The following is a 24,061-nucleotide window of genomic DNA, read 5'->3' on the forward strand; positions in this document are numbered from 1 at the left end:
GGAACGCCTGCCGCAGGCGTGCTCAGTGGATGATTACGAAGCCTTGCTGCCGTGGAACTGCACGCCTCATTTGCATAGCTAAGCGCTCGCCCATCTTTGGATAGGTGGGGTTCATGGAGCGCTTACATTCCATTCGCTTCGCTACCAGGTCTAAAGACTCTCCCGATTGGGATGTGTATGGGCCGGCCTGTGCAGGTGGTTTGTTGCATTCGCTTGACGCTGGGTTCGAGAGTCATAATCCTGACCCTTTCACGTGGATGAGCTTCTCTGTGCTCTTTAACCAAGTTGTCGCTTTGAAGCAGGCAGGTTTTAACCGCGACTACGCAACCTTCGGTAATCTCGCACCTCGGCAACTCGGGGCGGAGATCAGCCCGGTCGAGCATCTGATGCTGGCGGGCAGCGAATTCCAGTTCCAGCTGGGTGGTGGCACCAACCCGGTTTGGAGCGTGGAGGCCGTTGGCGGGGGTAACGCGGCTGGCACCATCGACAGTAAAACCGGCCTGTACAAAGCCCCCGCCACCTTCGAAGGCAACTTCACCCGCGTGCGTATCGTTGTCACCAACGCTGAGGATACGTTCTACAGTGTCGCCATGGTGACCATTCTCAGGGTGGCGGTGAATATCAACCCCCTGGTGCAGGCCACCGCTTCGGAGGTTCCCGTGGCGCTGAAGGCCGGCGGGGTTGGCAGCGGCGACTATACTTGGGCCATCAAGCAAACCGGTACCCAGGGTACACTCAGCGCCAACCAGGGTGAGAACGTAACCTATACGCCGAGGCCGCCCAAAGAATTCGAAGATCAAGACAATCTACCCGATCAGGTGCTGGACGAAATTACCGTCACCCACGGGGGAACCTCGGTGACCAGCTACATTATCAACACTGTCAGTAACACTGGGTTGGTAGTGGAAGTCAGTGAAATGAACGTGGGCGCGGGTTCAGTGCAACTTGTCAGCAAGCACAAGCAATTGGAGAAGCCGTCACAGTGGTCCATCCTGGCAGGCGCTGGCAAGGTTGACCCTGATACCGGCCTGTACCAAGCCGACAAATCGGCCTTGGACCGCTTCGTGGTCGTGCAGGCGGCCTGGGATACAGACATTCTCGGTGTGTTCATGAGCTACATCATCCTGCCACTGCCCTTGGCTGAAGCGGACCGTGCATTGCCAGGTACGGTGGAGATGCTGCCGGGGGGCCAGCTACGGGAAATTCGCGCCTTGAACTGAAGCGCAGAGCAACGACAAGGCCGCGGGCAGTGATGCCAGCGGCCTTGTCGTTTCAGGCGTCAGGCTACCAGCAACGGCTTCAATACCTTGAACGGCTGCCAGGTTTTCTGGCCATCGAAGGTGACGAACACTTCGATATCCAGGTCATGATTGATGGCGAATTTGCGCAAGTCCGCTTGGGTAATCATGCCGATGTCCACCGTTCCGGTGGCGTTCTTGACCGGCTGTGGTGGGAAATCAATGCGCAGGTTTTCGCCGTCGTCTGCATTAACCCCCCACAGGCTCATCTTGGTGTGTTGGGTGGTGGCGATAAGCGGCCAGGCCGGATCGCTTGCCTGGGCGGGCACTGAAACTGCCGCGCCCTCGCTACCCACATGGCCGATGCTCAGGTAGCTGCCGGTGATTTTGTCGCAACTGGGCGTGGGCAAGTTGGAAACCGTGAGTACCCTGAGCGTGTGCGGGTCCGAGGTCAACTCCTCCTCTGGGCCGGTGAGTGTATAGAATAACGGGAAGGTATGGCCTGAGCTCAGGGCAACGTTGGCAGCAGGTATGCGGTATTCCCTGCCGCCGGCCTGCAGGGGCTGGCTGGACGAATAGGCGCCCGGTTCGCCAGGTGTGTTCCAGAACACGGTGACCCTCTCATCGTCTTCGATTTCCACATCAGCAGGGACGACCAAGGTTGCACCGGCTGCGGCAGCGGTCGGTTGCAAGGTGCTGCCAGTAAGCCCACCGATGGCTTCCTTCAGGGTTGGTGCCTTCAGCAACCGGGCGACGGGCTGGGCCTCGACCATGAGGTTTTTCGCGGTTGAGGTTTGCGCGGCATTCTGTGCACGGTCGAATATTCGGTAAGACGCAAACCGCAGGCCGTCACCTGCGGCCCTGATGGCCGCGCCGGAAAAGGTCACGACAATGTCGGCACTGAGCTCGTCCTTGCTCAGCATCCTGCGTTCGACTTCTTCATTATCCAGCGCTCCAGGGGCGACGCTCCAGTAGGTGACCAGCTCGTCGCCGGGGATTGCGCCCTGGTAGGGCGGGAAGGTACCCATCAACCGGTCGCCGTGGGCTTTGAGGTACTTTTCGGTTACCCCGGTTTGCCCCACTTCCTTGGGAAATTCAATGCTGTTCTTGAAAGGGAGGGCGGGCGGAATCTTGTCGATCGTCATGATGTATGGCACAGAGGTTTCTTCGTTGCTCGATGCAAGCACAACCTTGTAGGTCAGTTCGTGCTCGCCATCGGTGAGCGACTTGGGCGGTATATTGATGAACAGATCCTCCGGCTGGACGGGTGCTTCCCAGCTTTTGCTATCGACAAGTTTGTTGGAGAGGTAGAGCGTGAGGGTGTCAGGGGCACCGGGCTCGGGGAAACTGTTCGACCACATCTGGAACTCGACCCGCAGCGGCAACGCTGTGGCGGGCGTGGGCAGCAAGTGGGGTTGGCCGTCGGGGATATCCGGTAGCAGCCCGATCACGTTGGGAGGGGATAACGCAAAGCTGGCTGATACATTGGCCTGTGGGTGTTCAGGTTGCCGCGGCTTCGATGTGCTCATGTCGCTCTCCAGGATAAAACAGGCTCCCGTGCCTGATGCCTTGCAGGCGAAGGCCTACTGGCACCAGACACGGGAGCCCGTTGCGTTGAATCACCAGCTGTAGCGCACGCCGAGGCTCACCCCCCATGGCTGCTCGATCTTGTCGCCGTTGCTGTAATCGACGTCGGCATGCACCTGCCAACGTTCGGCCCAGGCCACCGAAACGCCTGCGCCCAGTTCGGCACGCGAGCCGGACAGGTCGTTGGCGAAGCGATTGCCGTTCACCTTGATGTCGTTGTCGTTGGCGAACTCGTGCACCGCCGCCACCTTCAGGTAAGGCTGCACGCTACGCCCGTTGCCGAAGTCCAGGGTGCGCCCGGCGGTGGCCCCGACTTTGGCCTGCAGCGAACGGGCCGGGTCGCCATGGGCGCGCATGCCGTTGTCCAGGGTCACGTCCTTGCCTTGCACGACCATGCCGGCCACTTGCGCGAAGGGTTCGACGAAGTAACCGTCGGCCAGCTTGAAGTGCCGGCCTGCTTCCACCGACACGCCTGCGCCGCTGTTGTCATAGCTGCCTTTGGTGCGCTGGCCGTCGCTCAGTTGCACGTTGGCTTCATTCTGGTAACGGTTGAGCTTGCCGACGATATCCACGTAGTAGCCGGTTTGCGGCTGCAGCCAGGTGGCGTAGGCGCCAACGTGGTAGCTGTCGACATTCCCGGAAGCGCCGCGGGCCATGCTCAGGTCAGACTTGCTGTAACCGCCGGTGACCCCGGCCAGCCAGTTGCCATCCCCCACCGGCAGCGGTGTATCCACGCCGAACGACATACCTTGCTGGGTTTGCTGGTAACCGGTACCGGCCGCCGACGAGACGTTGAACTTGTTGCCGTAGCTGCGCACCCAGGCGCCGGCCTTGCCGGTGTCGTTGCGCACTTCGCCCATGCGGCTGCGCAGGGTGTTCAGTTCGCCGTACCACACGGTGGGGGCGCTGTTGAACAGGCCGATCAGCGTTTGCGTGCCGGGGCTTACGGTGCGGGTGGTGGTGTCCAGGTACCAGTCGTTGCCTTGTTGAACCAGGTTGTAGGAAAACGCGCCCAGGTCGACCGGGCCGCCCAGCAGGCCGAAGGTAGCGCCGCCGGCAGCGGTGTGCACCAGGTGCAGGCTGCTTTCAGCTTGCGGGTCGGTGCCGCTGCTGCTGACCAGCAGTTGATGGTTGCCGGTGGCGGTGCCGGTGACGTCGAGGTGGTCGGTTTGCCCGGTGGCAAAGTCCACGCCCATCTTGAAGGTGCCGGCGCCTTCGAGGTTGTTGACGGTCAGGGTATTGAACGTGCCAGGGGTGGCGCTGAGCTTCACCGCGCCGCCGTTCATGGCCAGGGTATTGAGCTGGCTGTCACCGACCATGGTCCATTCTGCCTGGTTGCCCACGGTCAGGCGTTCGCTGTTTTCCAGCCGGCCTTGCAGGGTGGCGCCGTTGTCCAGGGTGACATCGGCGCGCCCGCCCTGGTCGACGATGATGTCGCCCTGCAAGTGGCTGTTGTCTACCCGGATGCTGGCATCGCCATCGCTGGCCACCGACACCAGCCTGCCATTGCCAGCGCTCAGGGTGCTGCCGTTGCGGATCTCGACAGTGCCACTGGCGACACCGCTGCCGCCGAACGCGGCGCCGCTGACCAGAATGGCCGCGCCGCTTTCACCGGTGACGCTGGCATTGTCCAGCACCAGGGTGCTTGGCCCGTTGTCCTCGGTGCGGCTGTTGGCCAGCGTGATGCCGTTGGTGCTGCCCTGGATCACGCTCTGGTTACTGGCGTTCAGCGTGCCGCCGATCAGCTCGATACCGTTGCCTGCGGTTCCTGTGACTTGGGAGTTGTTCAGGTTCAGGGTGCTTTGGGAAACAATGGAGCCTCGGGTGGTGCCGGTGATGCTGCTGTCGAACACATCGGCCTTGCTGCCTTGGCTCACCAACAGGCCCTGGTTGACCGGGCTGACGATCTGGCTGTTGCGTATGGTGGCCTGGCTGCCCAACAGAATCACCCCGGCAGCGCCCGCACTGGCGGTGACGCGGGTGCCCGTCAGGTTTAGCGTGGAGCCGGTTTCGGCTTGGATTTCCTGGGTGCTGGCGCCGTTGGCAGTGAGGGTTACGCCGAACACTTGGTAGCGGTCCAGTGGGGTGCTGGCGTCCAGGGTGGTGTCGGTGCGCACGGCCTGGGCTTGCACCGGGGCGCTTGCAAGCATCAGGGCGGTGGCGGCCGCCAGGGCCAGGGCCAGGGTGGTGCGTTTGGCGATTGAAGAGGGAGGGCAGCGCATGGTGGATTTCTCTCGGGTAAGTTGTAAGAAAAGGTAGTTAAAGATGTAGGAACTTTGCTGCCTGCAACTTACGGAGAAATCTCTTATATCTATGTAGGAAAAGCCTGACATCCAAATGGATAAGTCTGATGTCAGCAGGGGTGATGAACGGGTTCCCCACCCCTGTTGCACTCACTTCAGACTTTGCACGCTGTACCCCCGCCCAGGCCAAGGGCAACCTTCGCCGAAAGAAGTTCCGAGTCGACCTTTTCACCCTTCATGTCGAAGGAGTAGGTCACTTCCCCTCGGCCGTACAGAATGTCCAGCTGATAGATCGGCAAGATATGTTTGTCGTAAGGCTCCACACGCCAGACAAAGCCGGTGACGGGAAAATCGGGGCCTAGGACGATGGCCTCTTCGAGCGTAGCGCCCGTGATTGGTGTGCCGCCGGTTTCGTCTTGGTAAGGGGTCCAGACCATGTTCACCGTATCCCCAGCCTTGAGGCCAAAAGCCGTCAGGTCGGGCACCGATACCCGGAACGCCGGCTCTGCAGCAGGATCATTGGGATCTACCAGAGAATTGCAGTTGAGTGCTCCGGTGGGCCCCAAACCCTCGAAGCTGGGCTGAGGTGCGACCGTCACCACCGCGTTCACCTTCACATGGGTGACAGGTGAGCGTTGTTCGTTGGTAAGGTTTTTGTCCCAGATGCCGTATTGCACGGGCAAGTCGTCTGTGTTGCCAGTCTCTTCGATGTAGGCCCATGGAATACTGACTGTCCACGGTGCCGGCGCGGAGGTGTCAACGGTATAGTCCGCACCGGTCACATGAACGTCGTTCCAGTAGAACCTTACGATTTCGCCGTCCTTGATGTTTTCATACGGCTCGAATGACAACGTGGCGTCCAGCTTGTTGTCAGCACGGGTAAGTTCATTCTTCAGATCTGATACGTTGCCACGTACTTCGCAAGGCGTCAGCTTGGCATTGATCGGGTCAGGCCAATCCGGGTCGGGTTGGACGGGGCCAACGACAGAAAAGTCGACTTTGATGGTGTCGGATTCAGGGCCGAAAACTTCTTCGCCGCGCAGGACCGTGTAGCTCACTGCCAGATCAACCGCCCCGGTGTTGCCACGGTATTCATCACGCAATATTGAATTAGGTATCTGGACCTCGTAGGGCGGCGTTTGGGTGCCGATGGTTTGCGGGGGAAGCGAGGTATTCCCCCAGGTAACCGCCAGGGTGTCGGTAGCCTTGGGGTTATCGAATTCTGGAATCTCCACGATTACACCGGTGCGGGCATCTTCCAGGTCAAGCAGCCCGTCGGCGGCCAGCGGGACGACGGGTTTTTTCAAGTTTGTCGGCAATGTGCCCAAGGCAATGCTGAGCTTGTAATACAGCGATTGTTCACTTATGTTCCCGGCGATATCCATTAGGCGGTAGAGCACGTACAAAGGACCATCCTTCCAAGCCTTCGCATCTTCGACCTTGATCACGAACTTACGATCAGCAGGTACTGGTGATATGAGTGTAGGCTCGCCGAGGTCATTGATGTTACTGGCGAACCACAGGTACGCCATATCGTTGCCTTTCTGATCGTCATAGGCAGGTAGCGTGACTTCGATACCGGCGGGGTGGCTGGCGAGGTAGGCATCGGTGATGAGGGCGGTATCCATCTCAACATACGGTGGATTACTGCTCCCCCAGGGCGGAGTTCTGTCAACGCGAAGTGTTACAGCGTCAGATTCGCTGGTGTTCTCAAGTGAGATTTGGTAGCGCAGCTCAAAAGTGCCTTCTTCCAACATTGCCTTTTTTGGCAGCGTCATGGGCACTGGATATTGGGTGCTACTGTCGATGGTGATAGGATCGCCTACATGCTCAAAATCTTGACCGCGGTCAACTTGCAGGGTCAACGTACTGCCATCGAAGAAGTTGCTACCTTTCGGGATCCATACCGTCATGTCCTTGTCCACAGCGGCGCGATACAGCGTGCCGTCATCGGTGTCAGCGATATCCCTCACTTCTGGTGGGGCACCTGCCGTGGGGCCCGAAGCCAGGCGGATGGCACGCGCCAGCTTGTATTCCCGACGCGTGCGTTCAGCAAGTTCCAGCCGGTTGCCGATGTGCGGTAAATCGTTCATGGTTGGTTGACTCCCAAGGGGGACATAGGTGGCGCGAGGAGGGAAAGCGTTCCGCTGCGCAGGGCGGGGCCCATGGGGATAAGAGTAAGAGGGGGAGAGAGGGGGCGCTACTGGCAAAAATACTAGGTGTTTCTACAGTAGGATCTAGGTGATTGAAACAGCGCAGAGCTTGTGCTCTGCGCTGCACTTGATGTCAACTAAATCGGGTGGCAGGGGAAGCAGAGTTAACAGGAGCCAAACTACGATACCCGGGTACTTGGCTTAGCATTCGGGAAGCCAGTGCTCCCGGAAGTTTATCAGCTGGCATTGTGCGATTTGCAATTATGACCAGTCTGGGGTTCATTGATCGGTTGATGCGCATAGGATGAAACGCGAATTTACTGGGTTGAGACCGGGTCATTGTGCGTATGGTGTTCGACACCTGGGAGGCCCTGCCAAGTGAACTAGCCTGCGTTGCGGTGGATGACATTGAGCCTGCTCTGCTTACCGCGCTCGCTACAGAACCCGACCTGCTAGCCGCCCCCGCCGCTGTCGCCGCCTTCCCTGCCGCGCTAAAGAGTGAGCTCCCCAGCCCGAGGATGAACGCCAGCGCACCGGTAATGTTCGAAGCGGTTTCCAGCCCCTGGTCCTGCTTATAGGCGGCCGCGACCCCTGTACCGATCGATACCGCCGAAAGCACCGTTGTTGCGGCCGTTGTAGCAATCATGGTGGCAGTAATCGCGGTAGTGGTAGCGATAGCTGCATAGGCGAGGCCCGCCACGGGAACGATCAGGCCAATCAACGAAAGGCCGATGCCAAGCCAGAACCCCCAGCCAGGCCCGCCTCCGCCCGTTTCACGCGGCTGAGTCCCGCCCAGCGCCAGCGGGTTGTCCTCGTCCGGGCGGCGCAGGCGCCCGGTGGCGTATCCTTCGGCGCTGTGGCCGGTCGGGTCGCGCAGGGTGATCGGGTTGCCATTGCAGTACACGTAGGGGTTGAGCGAACCGCCTTCGTCCAGGGCGCAAAGCGCGTCGGGGCTGTGGAAGCGCATCAGCCCTGGGTTGTAGGCCCGGTAGCCACGCCCGAGCAGGTACCAGCCGGTGCCCGGCTCGCGCAGCTCGCCGTTGAAGGCCAAAAGCCCCTGGCCTGGTTGTGGTTCGGCCTGGGCACCATAGGCGGCATAGGTGCGGCTTTGCAGGCTGGCGCCGCGGTATTCGGCCAGTACGGAGCCGCTCATGTTGCTTTGCAGCAGAAGGGTCTGGCTGGCATCGCCAATGCTTTGCTGGGCCAGCGGTTGTTCACCGGCATACAGCAATTGCGTGCTCGCCCCCTCGGCCAGCGCATCGTGAATGGCCAGCGCCAGGCGGTCTGCCTCGAAGAACAGCATCTGCGGCGCCTGGCCAGCGGCTTCGCGGGTGTGCAGGTCACCGCTGGCGTCGTAGCGGTAGCTGGCCAAGGGCGCGGCGCTGGCGCCAGTTACCGTCAGCAGCCGCCCCTGCAGGTCGTATTTCAGGGTGTTGTTCTGTTCGTCTTTTTCCAGGTTGCCGTCGGCGTCGTAGGTGAACGCCTGCGTGCCAGGCTGGCTCCCTACGTACTGGATCTTTACCAGCTGGCAAGGGTCGTTTTCGGCGTAGCTGTATACGACGCGTTGCGGGCCGGTAATGCCCTTGATGGTGTAGGTCGACAAGGTGACGTTGTCGTAACCGTCCAGGCTCATGATTACCTTTGTGTAGGGCCGGCCCAACGGGTCGAGCGGCAACTGGGAGCCCTCGCACTCATGCTCGGTGAGGCGCATGCGCGGGTCATAGGCGAATTTCTCGTGCAGCAGTGCCACGCCATTTTCACTCAGCGTGCGTTCCTTGAGCAGGTCATCATCCCCCCAGGCTTGCACCAGTACCCGCTCTGGCAGGTTGCCCACCTTCTCATGCCGAGTGATTTCACGGTCCTGGTCGTCGTACGCCAGCCGGGTCACCGACGTTGCGCCGCCGCTGGCGAGGTTCTGGGTGGTGGTTGACTCCAACCGGCCCAGGTTGTCGTATTCGAAGGTCGCCTGCACCTGGCCTTGCCGGGTGGTCTGGAGGCGGGCCTGGGCGTCGTAGCTGTGAACCAGCGTCTGTTGGCCTGGGTCGGTGCGTTTGAGCTGCAGGCCCGCCAGTGAAGAGTCATGGCGTGTCACCCAGCTTTTATCGGTGCCAGCCGGTGCCCAGGTTTCGCTGATGAGCTGGTTGGAAAGGTTGTAGTCAAAGCTGCGTGTGCCCTCGGCGTTGGTGGCTGTGCGCAGGGCGGCGCTGATTGGGTGGTAGGCGAACGTGGCCTTGTCGTCCGGGGCATCGTTCAGCGTGGGCAGCGGGCTGAGGTTGATGGCATAGTCGAACGCGATCGGCGTTCCGCTCGGCGTTGTAAGGCTGCTCGGGCGCGTGTGGGTGCTTTCGTACTGGTAGGTTTCCAGGCGTGCGCCAACCTCGCGCGTGGCCAGGCGCAACAGGCCATCGAAGGTTTGGTTGATGATGGTTTTCTTTTCTTTGGTTTTGCCCATCGGCGTGACCGTCAGGGCAACAGGGTGGTTTTCGCTGCTGTGCGTTGCATACGCGTACTCAAGCTTGGTGCTGTCAGGCAGCGTGGAGCTGAGCACGCGGTCACGGGCATCGTAGGTGTAAACCGTCTTGTTATGGCGTTCATCAACGGCCTCGATGCAGCGCCCCAAACCATCGTAGCGGTTGCTGGTGGCGGCCAGCACCTTGCCACTGGCATCGAGCCGTTCAACCTGCGTGGGTTTTTCGAACAGGTTCATGAAGGTGCGCGAGTGCCCTGACACCTTGTCGCCCTGGGCACTCTTGTTCCAACGGGTGATCACCGGCCCCTTGGCGGTGGTGCCGCCAATGGGGTCTGTCTGCTCATAGTGCGCCACGCCATCGGGGCCGGTGGTGCAGTTGCGTTGGCCCCAGTCATCGTAGCTGTGGGTGGTGGTCAGGGTGCGCTTTTCAGCGTCCAGGCGATCGCCCAGCAGATCGATTTCGGTTTCCTCGACCAGGTTGCCCAGGCCGTCGTAGCGGGCCTTGTACTGCTCGAACAGCGCGCTGGGCTGCTGCTCGTCGACCTTGTCGCGGGCGCTTCGCGTCGTGCGGCCCAAGCCATCAATGTAGGTACGGGTGGTAATGCCGTGCTCATCCGTGGCCGCTTGCCCAGGCGCTTCGGCGGCGGGTGGGGAGGCGTCCGTTAGCAGGGTATTGGCATTGAGGAAGTACTGCCAGGTGCGCTTGGCCTCGTACTCGGTGCCGGGGGCAACGGTTTCGCTCAGGGGCCTGCCCAGGGCGTCGTATTCGAATTCGCTTTGCACGCCGTCGGCGTTCTGGCGCCAGGTCACATGGCCGGTTAGCAACGCCTCGTGGCGCGCTACAGTGGCCGTTTTACCGTCGAAGCCTATGGTGGTTTCCTGGGTTTTGAGGATGCCGAGCGCTTCGGGTTTTTCAACTGTGTAAGTGGTGATGGTGAAGGTGTTGGCGCGGGTGGCCGTGCGCATTTGCACGCGGCCATGGCGCAGCGGAACATCGACTTTGTCGGTGTGGGTGTACTCGGTTCTTTCCAGCTCGGTTTCCTGGTCGCCGACGATTTCGCTAAGGGTTTCACTGAAGAGCAGGTGGCACGGGTTCAGCGAAAGCTTACCCAGCGCCAGCGCCGGCAAGGTCATGTATTCATACCGCTGCACCAGCGTCGCAGCTTTGCTGCCCATCCCTTCGTGGGGGGCTGGTGTGATGGTCTTCGACTTCAAGTGGCGCACGAAGCCTTCCGGGTCGGCGGGGTGCTCTTCAGCGCCACTGGCAGGCCACCATACGTTGAACTCCTTCACCTGGTTGGGTTTTTCCAGGCTCTCCAGATTGCCCTGCTCATCGTAGGTGCGCGTCTCGGTTTCCGTGCGTTGCAGGCTGCTCTGGGTCTTATGCCACCAGGTACGCTTGCTGTGGGTTGGCAGTTGGCAAGTGGAGCGCTGCTCGGCAAAGGGCTTGCTCGGGTCCAAATCGTATTCGGTGACGGTTTGCAGCACGTTGTCACCCTGGGTGACTTTTTCCAGTGTTAGCAAGTGCAACTGGTTGTAGCGTCGCTCGGTGGTGCGAAGCGGCGTTGCACTGCCTTGCACATGCACAGCCACCACTGAGCCGTAGCTGTATTCGCCAATGTACTGGTATAGCGCATCCCGCCCTGGCGCTTCTGTCCAGCTGATGTTCAACCCGTAACCCAGGAAGTTGTGGAGTACCGGGTTGCTCGGGTCGTTGGGGTAGGTGTAGCGGTAGTCGACGGTTTGCCCCCCGCTTTGCGGCGTCACCTGGTGGCTGGTCACCCTGGGCAGCGCGGGGTATTGGTTACCGGGGAACAGGTGCCCGTTATCGTCGTAGAACAGCTTTTCAGTGGCGCCGGCGGGCGTCGTCACGTGGTCCACGCACCACAGGTCCCGCACTTTGCGGTACTCGAAGGTCCAGCCCGCCTTGTCGCTGCTGGGTAGCTCGATACGTTCAACCCGCTTTTCGGTATTGGGGGTATGCAGCTTGTAGGTGGCGGTGGGGCCGTTTGTTGCCATCGGGTTATAGGCCAGGGTCACCAAGGAATCAGCGAGTGAGATGTCGAACACCGGCAGCCCGTCGGCTTGGCGAATGGTTTCAAGGTGTTCGTAACCGTTACCGAAGGGTTTGTACTCAAGCGTCAGCGAATGCCCCAGTGGTGAGGCCACCAGCACTGGCATGGCACGCCGGCCGGTACCACTGCCGCGCATCTCCAGCAACTCGACGAGCCCGGAGCGGTGCACGATACGGTAGCTGTCGTTGCCCACCCGGTAGGCGTGGAAGCTTTGCAGTTTCTGTTCGAGCATGACCAGGCGCTGGTTACCGCTGTTCTCGCCCGTGACCAGAAACGACTCACCGGTGTGCAGCGTGAGCATGTTGTCGTTGGGGTTGAATTGGGACAGTTGCAGGTTCCAGCCCAGGCCATAGCCGCGGTCCAGATTGGCCAGTGGGGTGAAAGCCAGTACCAAGGGGAAGTCGATATCGCGCAGGTCGTTGGCCTTGAGTGCTGGCAAATCCAGGCGGATGGTGTACTGGCCTGTGCGCGGGTCGACGCCGGCCTGGGTAAAGCTCATGAAATTCATGGCGTCGGAATGCAGGGCGGCATCGTTTGGCAGTCTGGCAATCATGGTGTGCAACTCCATCGGCAGCAGCGAATAGACACAGTCGCCATGCAAGGGGCATGGGGCGTGGGGCTTTCGCCGAACTTAACAAGTTGGGCCGCCGCCGACACCTAGTAAAACTGCCAGTTTCGGCAGGTGCTGCAGGGGCGTAAAAAAGGCGTCAGGTTCAATACGCCGCACGGCCTTGGAGCATCATCATGAGTGTCGACTTACCCAAGCCTGAGATTCCGTTACTCAATATGGCCTCGCGAAATTTGTTGTTGGCGGATGTGGGCGACGACGCGCTGGAAACCTATATAACGTATGACGGCATCCAGGTGGGCGACATGGTTTACCCAAACTGGCGGGGCTGTTCTGCGGCGGATGTTCCTTTCGACAGAACCCTGGAAGGGTTTCAGGTTTCGGAACTTGACGATCAGAACCGCTTCCGGGTGGAAATTGCCAATGAATTCTTGGCGCCACTCGATGGCGGGTGGGTGTTCTATTCCTTTCACATTGATGACGACGGTGAGCCCGGCGAGCAATCCCTGCGCCAATTTTTCTATGTCAATGGTAAAGAAGTTGGAACACTCGGCTTGCCGGTGCTGCAGGTTCAACAGTCGCATGAACTGAAAGTCGACCTCGAAACACTTGACGGTAACGATGCACAGTTGGTGGTGTTGCCCTACCAGGCCATGGCGGTGGGTGATTCGATTGTATTCACGTTTGAGGGCTGGCTGATGGAGATCGATCCGCCCCTGCGCATTATCGATTGGAGTGCGCGGGTCACGCTTGACGATGCCGAGCAAGTTGGGCGCGCTGTCGAGTTCCCCTTGCCCAATAATGAAGTGGCCCAGGCTGTCGGCCTGGCGTGCTACGTGTATTACGAGGTCAGTTATATAGATGGGATCAGGCCCACGCCTTCTGCCGTTCAGCAACTGATTGTGCTTAGCGAGCCTGATGGCCCAGTGACGTTGCACCCTGCGCCGATTCTGGTTGGCCTGGAGGGCGACATAATCGACCCGCCAAAATTCCCCAATGGGCTGGTGGTCGAGATCCCCCGGTATGAAGGGCTGCGGGGCGGTGATGGCGTGGCGTTGCTGATCGAATCCGACAAGCAGGCTGCGCAAAGCCGGGCGATCTTGCTCGATGCCAGCAGCGCAGACAGCGGCCGGCTGAGTTTCATACTGGAACCGCAGTGGCTGAAGAGCCACTTCGACGACAAGCTGACCTTCAGCTACCACTTTGGCGGCCCAGGCGTAGACGGCCGATCTGAACTCCGCAAGGTCACGGTCAAAGACAAGTTGGAGCTGGCCGGCCCCAGCGTAGACGGGGCCATTGCGGCTACCGGTGAGGGCTACGAGTGGAAAGTCAGTGGTCGGCAACTGATCAACGGTATCCAGACTCAGGTGCCGGAAAACTTAGACCTGCCGCCCGGAAAAGAACCTTCGTTCATCATGCATTGGGACGGGTTCGGAAAATATCAAACCGACCCCAAACGCACTTACGTATTTCCAATTCCCACCAGCGAGTTGCCTGCCAATTTGGGCAAGGTGGTTGCTGTTTATTACACCGTGAGCCTGGATGGGGGCGATCCTTATCAATCTGATACCACGCGGGTCTATATAGAGGACCTGCCGACAACCATGTTCCCACATATTCAGGCGCCTGATTTTTCCAAGGATGTTTCGTTGGAGCAGGTCATGCAGAAGGGGGCGTTGTCATTGAGTTTGAGCTACTGGGTATTGATTGGCGTTGGCCAGCTGCTGCGCATTACGGTCGTGGATGCGAATAACCAGAGATATGTGTTGCGAGATGATAGCCCGGTGACCGAGCAAGAATTTGATAACGAAGAAGTGCTTGAGCAAATGCTGGCAGCAGACGTGGCGAACATGCCATTGAATGCGCAGTTCGATATTAATGTTGCAGTGAGTTTCGACGGTGGGAAGACGTTTAAACCGTTCCCCCTCGTCAGCTTGCAATTGGTTAAATAGATTTCCGCCATTGCGTACGCGCTGGATGAGCCCGTGGGTGCCTGTGACCCCGGTGCAGGCGTATGCCCAACGCCTCAGGAGTGAATCATGGCTGAAGATAAAGATGCAGTTATCACGTGGATGCACAACAACCCTGAGTTGCTGGGTTGGGACTTGATTGTTGCCGTCGATACTCAACAACTCAACCCCGGCCTGACGCAGGCCCAGTTGGTGCGCTGGCAAGCGGGCGACAATATTGCCGACCTGGAAGGCGAATACGATATTGGCGGGCTGAACATACAGCATTGCGTGAGCAACATGCGCTTGGCGGCCCCTGCGCTAACCCTTGGCTGGGCAAGCGAGGCACGGCCCACGGTCAACGTCGCCATCAATGTGGAAGGCACGCGCACCACGGTCGAAAAACCACAAAAGGTGCGCGCCTTGTACCGTTTCGATGCGCTGGATCCTGCGCAACTGACCTACACCCAACTGCTCGATGGCAAGGAGGGCGGTTTGTTGCTCGACCTGGCCGAGGGGGAGGGCCACCGATTCGACTCGCGAATGCCCCCCACCGAGCAATTGGAGGCAGGGCGCTTCTTCCAACGCAAGCTCGAAACCCTGAGCGCAGCGCAACGGCGCTATCCACTGGCTGGGCAATTGCAGGTGCCGGAAAATGACTTCCTGGCCATCCGCCATATCTCGGCCACCACCAGGCTCAGTGCAGACGAAAAACGCCAAGCGCTGTTGATGTTCGCGGCCACGAAGCATTCAAGCATTGGCGGCCTGCCAGGCGCTGGCGAAGGCTTCCCGTTCCTGCTGCCTGCGGACATCGGCGCCGGCCAGTCGGGCACCCTGCTGATGAACATGGCCAGCCTGCAGCGGGCGGCCTACGGCCGTGCCATTGACGCGATGTTCGAGGCCGGTGCCTTGAACTACCGCTACGACATGGACAATCAACTGCTGCAAATTGAAGGTAAGGCCGGTGCCCTTGAGATTCCCGAAACCGAGTATTCCACGAGTACATTCACCTTCAAGTCCGATGCCTTCAAACTTGGCGTCGCCGGCTTGGTCGTCGACTTCACGGGTGCCGATGTGCACCAGCGCTGGCAGGTGACGCAGCCGGTCACGTTGACCTACACGCGTAAGAAAGCAAGCACCAGTGCTGCGGAAATCGTAGAGGTAGAGGTTGCTTTTGCGCTCGATCACCTTTTCTGGCTCTTGAGGGATGATCGCGCTACGAAAGATCAAGCGCAGGTCCTCACCCGCGGGCAGGTGATGGCACCTGCCGCGGGCCAACCCGTACGCCTGGTGTCCGAGCTTCCTGGCTTTAGCGAAAGCGAGCGCGCCGAAGTGGAAGCGTTCATCGGCTACGCGGTCACCCGTGGGTTCTACAACGGCTTGGCACCCAACTTGTTGGGCCGCACCGGCGACCTGTGCCTGGAAACCTTCAGTGTGGCCGGCACCGGACGCTTCGACCCCGCAACCGCCCAGGTGGAGGCACCGAACAACCTGGCACTGTTCAGTGAGTTGCGCAGTGATGAGCAGACGGTGCGAATTGTTCAAAAGGCCGTGCTGCTCAAGGAGCGCCAGGTGCAGCAGTTCACCCTGGAAACACCGGTTGCCGGTGTGAAGTGGACGGTGGAGGCGCTGCCAGGCAGCGCAGGTGTGTGGGGCGAGGTGACCGACCAGGGTGAATACACGGCACCGAGGGCCAACGCCATGGCCGGCAAGCCGGCTCGGGTATTGGTGGTGGCCACCGACCCTGCCACCAACGCACGCAGCGTGGCGCATGTCACCGTTTTGGCCAATGCGGTTTCGGTGAACCCGCACATTCAGGTCACACAGCCCGGCCAGTCCCTTGCACTGAGTGCCGGCAGTATCGGCGGCGCTGAGCTTACCTGGGAAATCCTCCAGCCTGGCCCTGGCAGCGGCACCTTGCTGCCGGCGGAGCAGGGGCAGGGGCGTACCTACAAGGCCGGCCAGCGTGTAGACGATGCGGTGTTCATCATCGACCGTATCGCGGCGACCAACAGCGCAGGCGAGAGCGCCCAGGCCTACGTGCTGGTGGAGCAAACAGTGCCAGAGCTTGCCGTATTGCTGGCCGAAAGCGGCCAGCCGGAATACGGCGTACAGCTGGAGGCACGTTTCCAGAACCGGCCATTGAAGGGCGTGCAGTGGTGGCTGCCTCTGGAGGGCCCAGGTTTCCTGGATGAAAACGGGCTTTACGAGCCCGACTTCTATAGCCATGAAGCCTTCGTGCTGATTGCTGCCCGTTGGGCAACGGAGGATTTCGGCAATTTCGAGGGCTACATCATTCTGCCTTTGCCGCTGGATGAAAACAGCCGAACCCTTCGCCTGTTGACCGCAGGCTATGTGGCCGCCCCGCAAACCGGCTGCTGAACACCTACCCGGAGGAACATCAAATGGCTGGTTATTCCCGAGACGAAATCCTGGCGCGCATGCAGGGCGGCAGTATCACCCTGGGCTGGGGGGCCGTGGCCGCGTTTGACCGCGCACGGCTGAACAATATGCTGGAGCAGCAGTACCTTAGCCGCCTGCACGAAGAGCGTTACCTGCCGGACTTCTTCGCACGCTTCAAGGACCCGCAACAGGCTGGTGCGTACGTTCAGTTGTCGAATATCGAGTTCGGCACGCCCCGGCTGTCGTTTGAAAGCGCCTCGATCAACGACTCTCGTGCCACGCTGCACATGAACATCATCGGTGGGCAGGTGGCCACGTATGGCGGCGCAGAAGAACGCCTGCTCGGCACCAGCGACCTGAGCGAGGGCATGGGTTTCAGTGTGGACATGGCGGTAAACCTGGCGTTGGTCGAAGGGCGCGTGGACACTCGCGGTACCGTGAGCCTCGACCTGGCCCGTGGCAGCGAGCTCAGTTGCAACCTGCCGCTAGGCGGCTTGCAGGCCGAGTTGAACCAGCAGCTGCAAGCGTGGTTCAGCCAGTTGCCAGCGCACCGCACAGCCTTCAGCCTGGGCGTGATCGACTTTGTCGGTGATGGGCCGCTGACGCCCACATCGTTCATCATCCGCACCCAGGCAGCCCCAGGCGCCAAGTTCAAACAGGCTGAAAACTTTGGTGATGGCGCCGTTTTGACGTTCATCCAGGTAAAGGCCAACACCCGGGCCGGCGATCATCCGGGCACGGATTTCCCCTACCTCATTCCAGATGACCAGCAAGGCAGCGATGCGCGTTATTCCGCCACTGTGGTGGTGGCCCAGAGCCTGCTCGACCATGTCGCCGATGGCAAGCTGCAGATTCTCGGCAGCTTGCTCTTCCCGGGTAGCCACACGTTTAACGAAGTCGATCGGGACACCCCCCATGACCTGGCCGTTTTTGGCAATATTTCCCCGCTCAGCAGCACCTTGAGGGTTGTGCCATCGCTGGTGACGCTGAGGCCCAATGGCGAGCAGGCCTTCCAGCTGCTCGATGCCAACGGCACGCAGCTGACCGCCAGCGGATGGACTGCACTGAGCTTGAACAGCCATCAGCCGGCCAGCAGTGGCAGCATCACTTCCGACGGCAAATACACGGCTGCCAAGGCATCGAACATGGGCCATGAAACCTTGACCGTGGTCGTGACCGCGACCTACATCAAGGATAAAAAGCAATACAAGGCCAGTGCCCGGGTGTTCGTCATGCTTGAAGAAGCGGAGCTGCTGCCACGCATTGCAACCTATATGTGGCCAGACGCACCCGTTGCGCTGCTGGCGGGGCACGCCGGGGCTGGCCAGGTTGCATGGGGGCTGGCAGGGCCGGCCTACGGTGAACTGGCGGCGAGCGAAAACGGCGCCGTCTTTACCGCTCATAAAGCTAGCAACCGCTTGCCCATTGCGCTGCAACGGGTGAAGGCCACGCTGGAGAAGGGGACTTACTCAGGCATTCTGCTGGTCAATGCGAGGTTCCCGGTGCCTGGCCTGAACCTGGCCGAGACCACCTCACGTGCCGGCGTTGGTCAGCGCGTCAAGCCAGGCGAAGCGCTGGCGTTCGAATTCGACCAGGGTGACTTATTGCCTGGTGCGACCCAGCGGTGGCGGGTGCTGGGTGCGGGGAGCATCACAGAAGATGGCAAGTACACGGCCAGCGGGGGTGAGGCCAGTGGCGCCGATGCGGTGGTGTGCGACCTTGAACGCAATGAGGTGACCTTCAATGGGGCTTACCAGCTCCTGCAACTGTCGGAAGAAGAGCCCGAAAGCAAATGGAAGACGCTGCAGACGTTCACGGTTACGCTGCCGTCGAGTACTGCCAAGCCGTTCGCCAACGGTTACCAGCAAATCGAGGTGAAAGTTGAGGTAGAGACGGTCACCGAGGAAGGGCAACAAAATGCGCCTCTCACGCCGAAAGAGAGAGCCAGTATCGTGCTGGCTGAAAATGACAGCGATCAGGCAGTGAGGGTGCTGGACGAAAGCGTTCAGGGCATCGAGGCGCAGACCGGAACATTGGCTGAATATGCGGTTCGGGCAACGAGAAACGTGTTCAGGCTGGCCGGGGGCAGTGCCCCGGGGGGGGGCGTAAGTGCCAAGTCTGTTGTGGTGAATATGTACTTGCATATTCTTGATCCGCAAACAAGAAGTGCGACCTTCTATGCAAGGTTCAAGAAGCAGAATACCGGCGAAGAGTTCTCGTCTACTGACAAGAACCCTGAAAATGGCAGGGTGACGGTGGCGCCGAGGACGTTGGAGCGTGAATATAATAAGGATGATTACAGGTTTGTACCAGAACGGGTAAAGGGTGCAGGCGATGCAGGGAAGCCAGAGGACTATTGGCTCAACCTGAAAACCCGCGATTACTGGAGGTTCGAGTATGCGGGGGGGAGTTTCGTGACGCATGAGTTTCTGGGGCGTACTGCAAGTTGGGGGGTAAAGGCTGATATTAATAAAAGCATGGTCCGCTACGAAAACGACCACCCGAATGAAATAATGGTCAGTTATACAGGCTCGATCTTCAAGAATTGGTTCCAGGGTGCCGTTTACGGTGAACAAGAAGAAACGCCGGAAACACCTGCAATCGTGTTCGACCTTAATGGCGGGGTCAAAGATGAGGATGTCTCAAGTTTTATCACGAACCCTTGGGGCGAGACGATTGACAGTAACCACTTTTCAAGAGGGGAGTTTGTCATCACCAATGATCGGCTGGAGGACGCAACCTATATGCCTGCGGAGCATCGCAAGCGCCTCTCGGAATCCATGGTGGTGAAGTTTTTGGATGAAGTGGGTAATCAGCATCATGTGAATTTTTATTATGACCAAAATGATGTGGCGGGGCATCGCGATATAGTTAGATTCAATGTGGTAAAGCCAAAATAAAAGCGAATTCACCCCGTTTGGAGAAAGGCCATGAATATGAAATTTAAGTGCATTGCAATGGTGCTGATGCTCGCACTTGCAGCGCCGCTGACAACGGCAAGTGCTGCGGATACTGGAGGGAAAATTACCTTTGTAGAGGAGGTTGATGCGAATGGTAACGCTCAGGGTGATAGGTGTGTTATTCCCATTGAGTATGATGAAAGTAGTCCTGGGAAGACGACAAGCCACAAACTCTGGAAGATCTTTAAGGAGGCCCCTGAGTGTCCGAATGCTGTTTATTCATGGTACAGGGTTGATGAGGCACCCTCTGCGGTGATCTTTAGTATGATTAACAATGTAATAACCGATCCCTGTGACGATAAAGGGGTGCCCGCTCGAGTTGTATCGCTCAGGTCGTTCAGGCAAAAAACTACCACGGGGTGGAATGCACTTCAAGTCCTGCCCGAAAAAGGTGATAAGGAAATAATTGATAGTGGCGGTTTGCGTATAGAGAAAAAATATGAGGGTCTACCTTCTTCCGATTTTTTTGCTACTTGTATTAAAATAACGTACTGACTGCTTGTTGTGATCTTGTTGGGTTTAAATCCAAGGAGTTACTATGGCCGCCTCGACTGCAATTTCCTCCAATGCCTTCAACTTCCTAAGCTACCTGCGCGGTGGCGTAGACCCACGCACCGGTCAATACACCCTGGCCGTGGACCTGCCTGATATCAAGGCCAACCACCTACAGGGCCCGGACCTGCCGCTGGACCTGAGTTTCAACCCCCTGAACCAGGTCGATTCCGGCTATGGCATGGGGTGGGACCTGAAACTGAGCCACTACGCCCCGCGCAGCAATGTGATGACTTTGAACAACGGCGAAACGTTTGCCGTTACCAGCACTGAGCAGGATGCTTATGGCCGAACTCGGCTGGTGATGAAAGAGCAGAAAGTCGAGAGCTTCCGCTTGTATGACCACGGCGCCGGCCGTTACCGGGTCGAGCACCGTTCGGGCATGGTGGAAATCCTTGCACCGAAGGGGGCACAGGGCGTGTGCGTGCCGGTACAGGTGTTCGGCGCATTGGGCCACGGGGTCACACTGGAGTACGCGGTGTTCGCCGGCTACCCACGGTTGGAATGGGTGCGCGGCGATGACGGTGAGCCCTTGCTGCATATCGACCGGCCTGAGGGGGGGAACGCCATCAAACTGCTGGTGTACCCCGACGGCATTGGCGGCTCCCACGCTGAGTACGCGTTGCGCCTGGGCGCTAACGCCCTGGTGGAGCGCATTTCTCTGCCCACCCATGACGAGCTGGAGCAGCGTGCCAGTTGGCGGATCAAGTACGTGGCCAAAGACTCGCTGCATTGCGTCGAAAGCTTGCAAACCCCTGTGGGGGGCGAAGAGCTGTTGTTCTATACCGACGGCGGGCACCGTATTCCCGATGGCAGTGGCCTCACCCGGCTGCCCAGGGTCAACCAGCACCTGATCCGGCCCGGCTTCGGCCAGCCCGAACAAGACGTGCGCTACACCTACCCCAACGACCCCGCAAACCCCGTGGACAACAATTTCCTGGGGTACGGTTTGAACATCGACTGGAGCAAGAACAAAGGCCAGGACGCGCTGTACCAGTATATCGGGGACTACAGCTACGGCTCGGTTGAAACCCACTACCAAGCAGACGTGGCTGTCAGAAGCATCGAGCGCCGCTTCAACCAGTTCCATTTGCAGACCCTGGAAAAAACCCGCCAGGGCAAGGCCATCAAGGAAGTGGTTACCACCTATAAGTACAAACAGGACGTGGCGTTCGAGCAGCAAGAGTCGACCTTCCAGTTGCCCCACGAGGTGACTACCCGTTGGTGGGTAGAGGGGGCGGGGGGACAAGCGTACGCGGAGGTTGAAACCTTCGACTACGACGAGCAAGGCAACCCGACCAAGCATGTGAAAACCGATGGCATCACCGAGATCAACGAGTGGTACCTCCCAGGCAAGGCCGAAGGCCACCCGGAAGACAAGTCAGGGTTCATTCGCCACCTCAATTTCAGCATCGTCACCCCCGCTGAGGGCCGTGCCGGCAAGGCCGCCGAGGTGGTGCGCCGCTATGCCTATATCACGCTACCGGCCCTGACGGGCGAAGTGGAGCCCGCTTTTGTACCAGGCAGCGAAACGCTGGAAGAAGAAACCGCGACAACACCGGTGGTGTGGCAAAGCCTGGCGTACAGCTACCACGAGGACGACAGCAAGCCCTGGCAATACGGGCGCATGCTTGAAAAGGTGCTGACCATGGGCAAGTTGGCGACCACCTCCCACTACGACTATGCCGTGACCCGCTATGTGCCCAAGGGCCAGCCGCACCTGGGCACGGTAGCGGGGGCCAGCCCGCGTGCGGGTGAAACCGTGTTGCAGACCGTGGAAACCCTGACTGGCCATGATGGCGTGCAAAAGGTGATTACCACCGAGCATTCGCTGCTGCACGACCTGCCGCTGCTCACCCGTGACGACAACGATGTGGAAATTCGCTACGAGTACGACCCCTTGCGCCGCACCACGCGGGAAATGGTTGCCCCGGGTACTCCGTTCGAGGCCAGCCGCCGGTATGCCTACGTGCTGTGCGCCAAACCCGGCGACCAGGCCAGCCAGACCGCCTTCGATGTGAAGGACGTGCAAACGTTGACGCTGGTGGACGGGCTGAACCGGCCCATCAAGGAACAACGCCTGGACATGGACAACCTGCTCGGGCAGGGCGCCGACACCCTGCACGATACCTACGAAGCCCAGTACGATGCCCTGGGGCAATTGGTGAGCGAAACCCAGGTCGACTGGCTCAATGGCAAACCCCTGAAGCTGGCCACCACGTTCGAATACGACGACTGGGGCGAGCAACAGGCGCAAACCGGCCCCGATGGCGTTACCCAGTTCACCGAAACGACTTACGTGAACGATTCACAGCACCAGGGCAAGGTCACCACGGCCTGGCGCATCGCCACTTCCAAGGCAACAACGGGCAAGACCATCACCTGGTACGATGCGGCGAACAACCCGGTGAAGGTCGAGCGCCTGGACGCCAAGGGCACGCTTGTTAGCCGTGCGCTCAATGCCTACGACGGCCTGGGGCGTGCCGCCAAGGAAACGGTTGGAATCGACAGTAAAACGCTGCGGGTCGAGGAACACCTCTACGACGTGTTTGGGCGCCAGGTGACCCATACCCTGGGCGACAAGAACAAGGTCGTACGCGAATATGCCCTGCACAGCGAGCAGGACTTGCCCACCTTGATCAAGGTTCCTGCCACCAAGGATATCCTGCTCGGCACGCAGACCTTCGATGGCCTGGGGCGGCTGGAAACCGCAACGACCGGGGGGCGCTTGCAGAAGTACGAATACGACCCGGGGCAAACCAAGCCAGCCCGGGTGTACAAATACAAGCAGGACCTGCAAACCTTCGACCTGATCCACTACGAGTACAACCCGGTACTCAGCGAAGAGCCGACCAAGCGCTACCTGGCTGGCGCTGCCGATGGCCAGGGCGTGGCCGACATCGGCACCGCCACCTACGGCTTCGACCCGAAAAAAGCCTGGCTGGTGGATTTCGAGGTGCAGGGGCAGAAGGTCAACCGCACGTATTTCAGTACCGGCGAGGTAAAGACCGAAACCCGTGACCTGGGCGAGGAAAAGCCCTACACCATGAGCTACCGTAGCAGCCTGCAAAGCCGTGCGGAAGGCTACACCGATGTACTGGGCCAGGAGCAGTCGTACGACTACGATGCATTCGGTAGGCTGCAGGCGACCCAGTTGGCTGGGGTAGCCAGCACGTTCACCTACGACGCCTTTGGCCGCATGGCCTCCTACACCACCCGCGAAGGCGGCCGTAGCCTGGCCACGACCCTGACCTACGATGACTTCGAGCGTGAGCAAACCCGCACCTTCGATTTCGGTGACGTCAAGCAAACCTTGACCCAACGCTACGATGACTTCGACGGCATGGTGCAGCGCACCCTCGATGAGAATGGCAAGGTGCTGCGCGATGAGCACTACAAGTACGACGCGCGCGGTCGCCTGGTCACGTACATCTGCAAGGGCGAGAACGACCAGAGCATGCCCTTGGAACCCCCGCAGGATGCGTGGGGCAACAAGATTTACCAACAGGATTTCAGCTTCGATGCCATCGACAACATCACGCTTGTGACAACGACTGACCTGGATAAAAAGGTTCACCGTACCGTTTATGAGTTCAAGAACACCGACCCGGCGCAACTGAGCGCTTTCATCCATGTATCCGCGGGCGGCGCTCAACCGAAGGTGACGCTTGAATACGACGACTACGGCAACATGACCAAGGACGATGAGGGGCGAACCTTGGCCTACGATGCGCTGAACCGTTTGGTCAGCGTGGATGACGGCACCCAGACCCAGTCGTATGCCTACGATGCCAAGGACGTGCTCACCGGCACTTCGCAGTAACCGAGCCAGTGCTGCCAGGCCCCTGGGGGGCAAGGCCTGG

The 24,061-nt window shown here is 59.6% G+C and carries 10 protein-coding genes; 6 read left to right on the forward strand and 4 right to left on the reverse strand.

The genetic code is table 11. The features are described from left to right. Nucleotides 1-113 precede the first annotated feature (113 nt). On the forward strand, nucleotides 114-1,220 hold the full coding sequence (locus tag F3J44_RS28150; RefSeq protein ID WP_167277736.1) for a hypothetical protein: 1,107 nt from the start codon (nucleotides 114-116) through the stop codon (nucleotides 1,218-1,220). A 59-nt stretch (nucleotides 1,221-1,279) separates the two neighbouring features. Here the strand turns inward: F3J44_RS28150 and F3J44_RS28155 are convergent, their stop codons facing one another. The 4 genes from F3J44_RS28155 to F3J44_RS28170 form a co-directional block, all read right to left on the reverse strand. Then, on the reverse strand, nucleotides 1,280-2,767 hold the full coding sequence (locus tag F3J44_RS28155) for a hypothetical protein (protein WP_167277737.1): 1,488 nt from the start codon (nucleotides 2,765-2,767) through the stop codon (nucleotides 1,280-1,282). Nucleotides 2,768-2,857: 90 nt separating this feature from the next. Next, on the reverse strand, nucleotides 2,858-5,047 hold the full coding sequence (locus tag F3J44_RS28160; protein WP_205300229.1) for an autotransporter outer membrane beta-barrel domain-containing protein: 2,190 nt from the start codon (nucleotides 5,045-5,047) through the stop codon (nucleotides 2,858-2,860). Nucleotides 5,048-5,223: 176 nt separating this feature from the next. Next, a complete protein-coding gene (locus F3J44_RS28165; protein WP_167277739.1) occupies nucleotides 5,224-7,161 on the reverse strand; it encodes a hypothetical protein in 1,938 nt (645 codons plus the stop codon). A 193-nt stretch (nucleotides 7,162-7,354) separates the two neighbouring features. After that, on the reverse strand, nucleotides 7,355-12,319 hold the full coding sequence (locus F3J44_RS28170) for an RHS repeat domain-containing protein (protein ID WP_167277740.1): 4,965 nt from the start codon (nucleotides 12,317-12,319) through the stop codon (nucleotides 7,355-7,357). Between the two features lie 191 nt (nucleotides 12,320-12,510). On the opposite strand from F3J44_RS28170, the gene F3J44_RS28175 reads away from it, so the two are divergent. The 5 genes from F3J44_RS28175 (at nucleotide 12,511) to F3J44_RS28195 (ending at nucleotide 24,021) form a co-directional block, all read left to right on the forward strand. Next, nucleotides 12,511-14,286: a hypothetical protein gene (locus F3J44_RS28175; protein ID WP_167277742.1), complete on the forward strand. Its 1,776-nt coding sequence runs from the start codon at nucleotides 12,511-12,513 to the stop codon at nucleotides 14,284-14,286. A gap of 87 nt (nucleotides 14,287-14,373) precedes the next feature. Next, nucleotides 14,374-16,665 (forward strand): hypothetical protein, encoded by a 2,292-nt coding sequence (locus tag F3J44_RS28180; RefSeq protein WP_167277744.1) that lies wholly within the window; start codon nucleotides 14,374-14,376, stop codon nucleotides 16,663-16,665. 23 nt (nucleotides 16,666-16,688) lie between these two features. After that, a complete protein-coding gene (locus tag F3J44_RS28185) occupies nucleotides 16,689-19,586 on the forward strand; it encodes a hypothetical protein (protein ID WP_167277745.1) in 2,898 nt (965 codons plus the stop codon). A 30-nt stretch (nucleotides 19,587-19,616) separates the two neighbouring features. Further along, entirely contained in the window at nucleotides 19,617-20,141 is a 525-nt protein-coding gene (locus F3J44_RS28190) for a hypothetical protein (RefSeq protein WP_167277747.1), read from the forward strand. 43 nt (nucleotides 20,142-20,184) lie between these two features. Then, nucleotides 20,185-24,021 (forward strand): RHS repeat domain-containing protein, encoded by a 3,837-nt coding sequence (locus F3J44_RS28195; RefSeq protein ID WP_167277748.1) that lies wholly within the window; start codon nucleotides 20,185-20,187, stop codon nucleotides 24,019-24,021. Nucleotides 24,022-24,061 lie beyond the last annotated feature (40 nt).

Origin of the sequence: Pantoea sp. Tr-811, from assembly GCF_011752535.1 — a bacterium.
In the GTDB taxonomy this organism is placed as follows: Bacteria; Pseudomonadota; Gammaproteobacteria; order Pseudomonadales; family Pseudomonadaceae; genus Aquipseudomonas.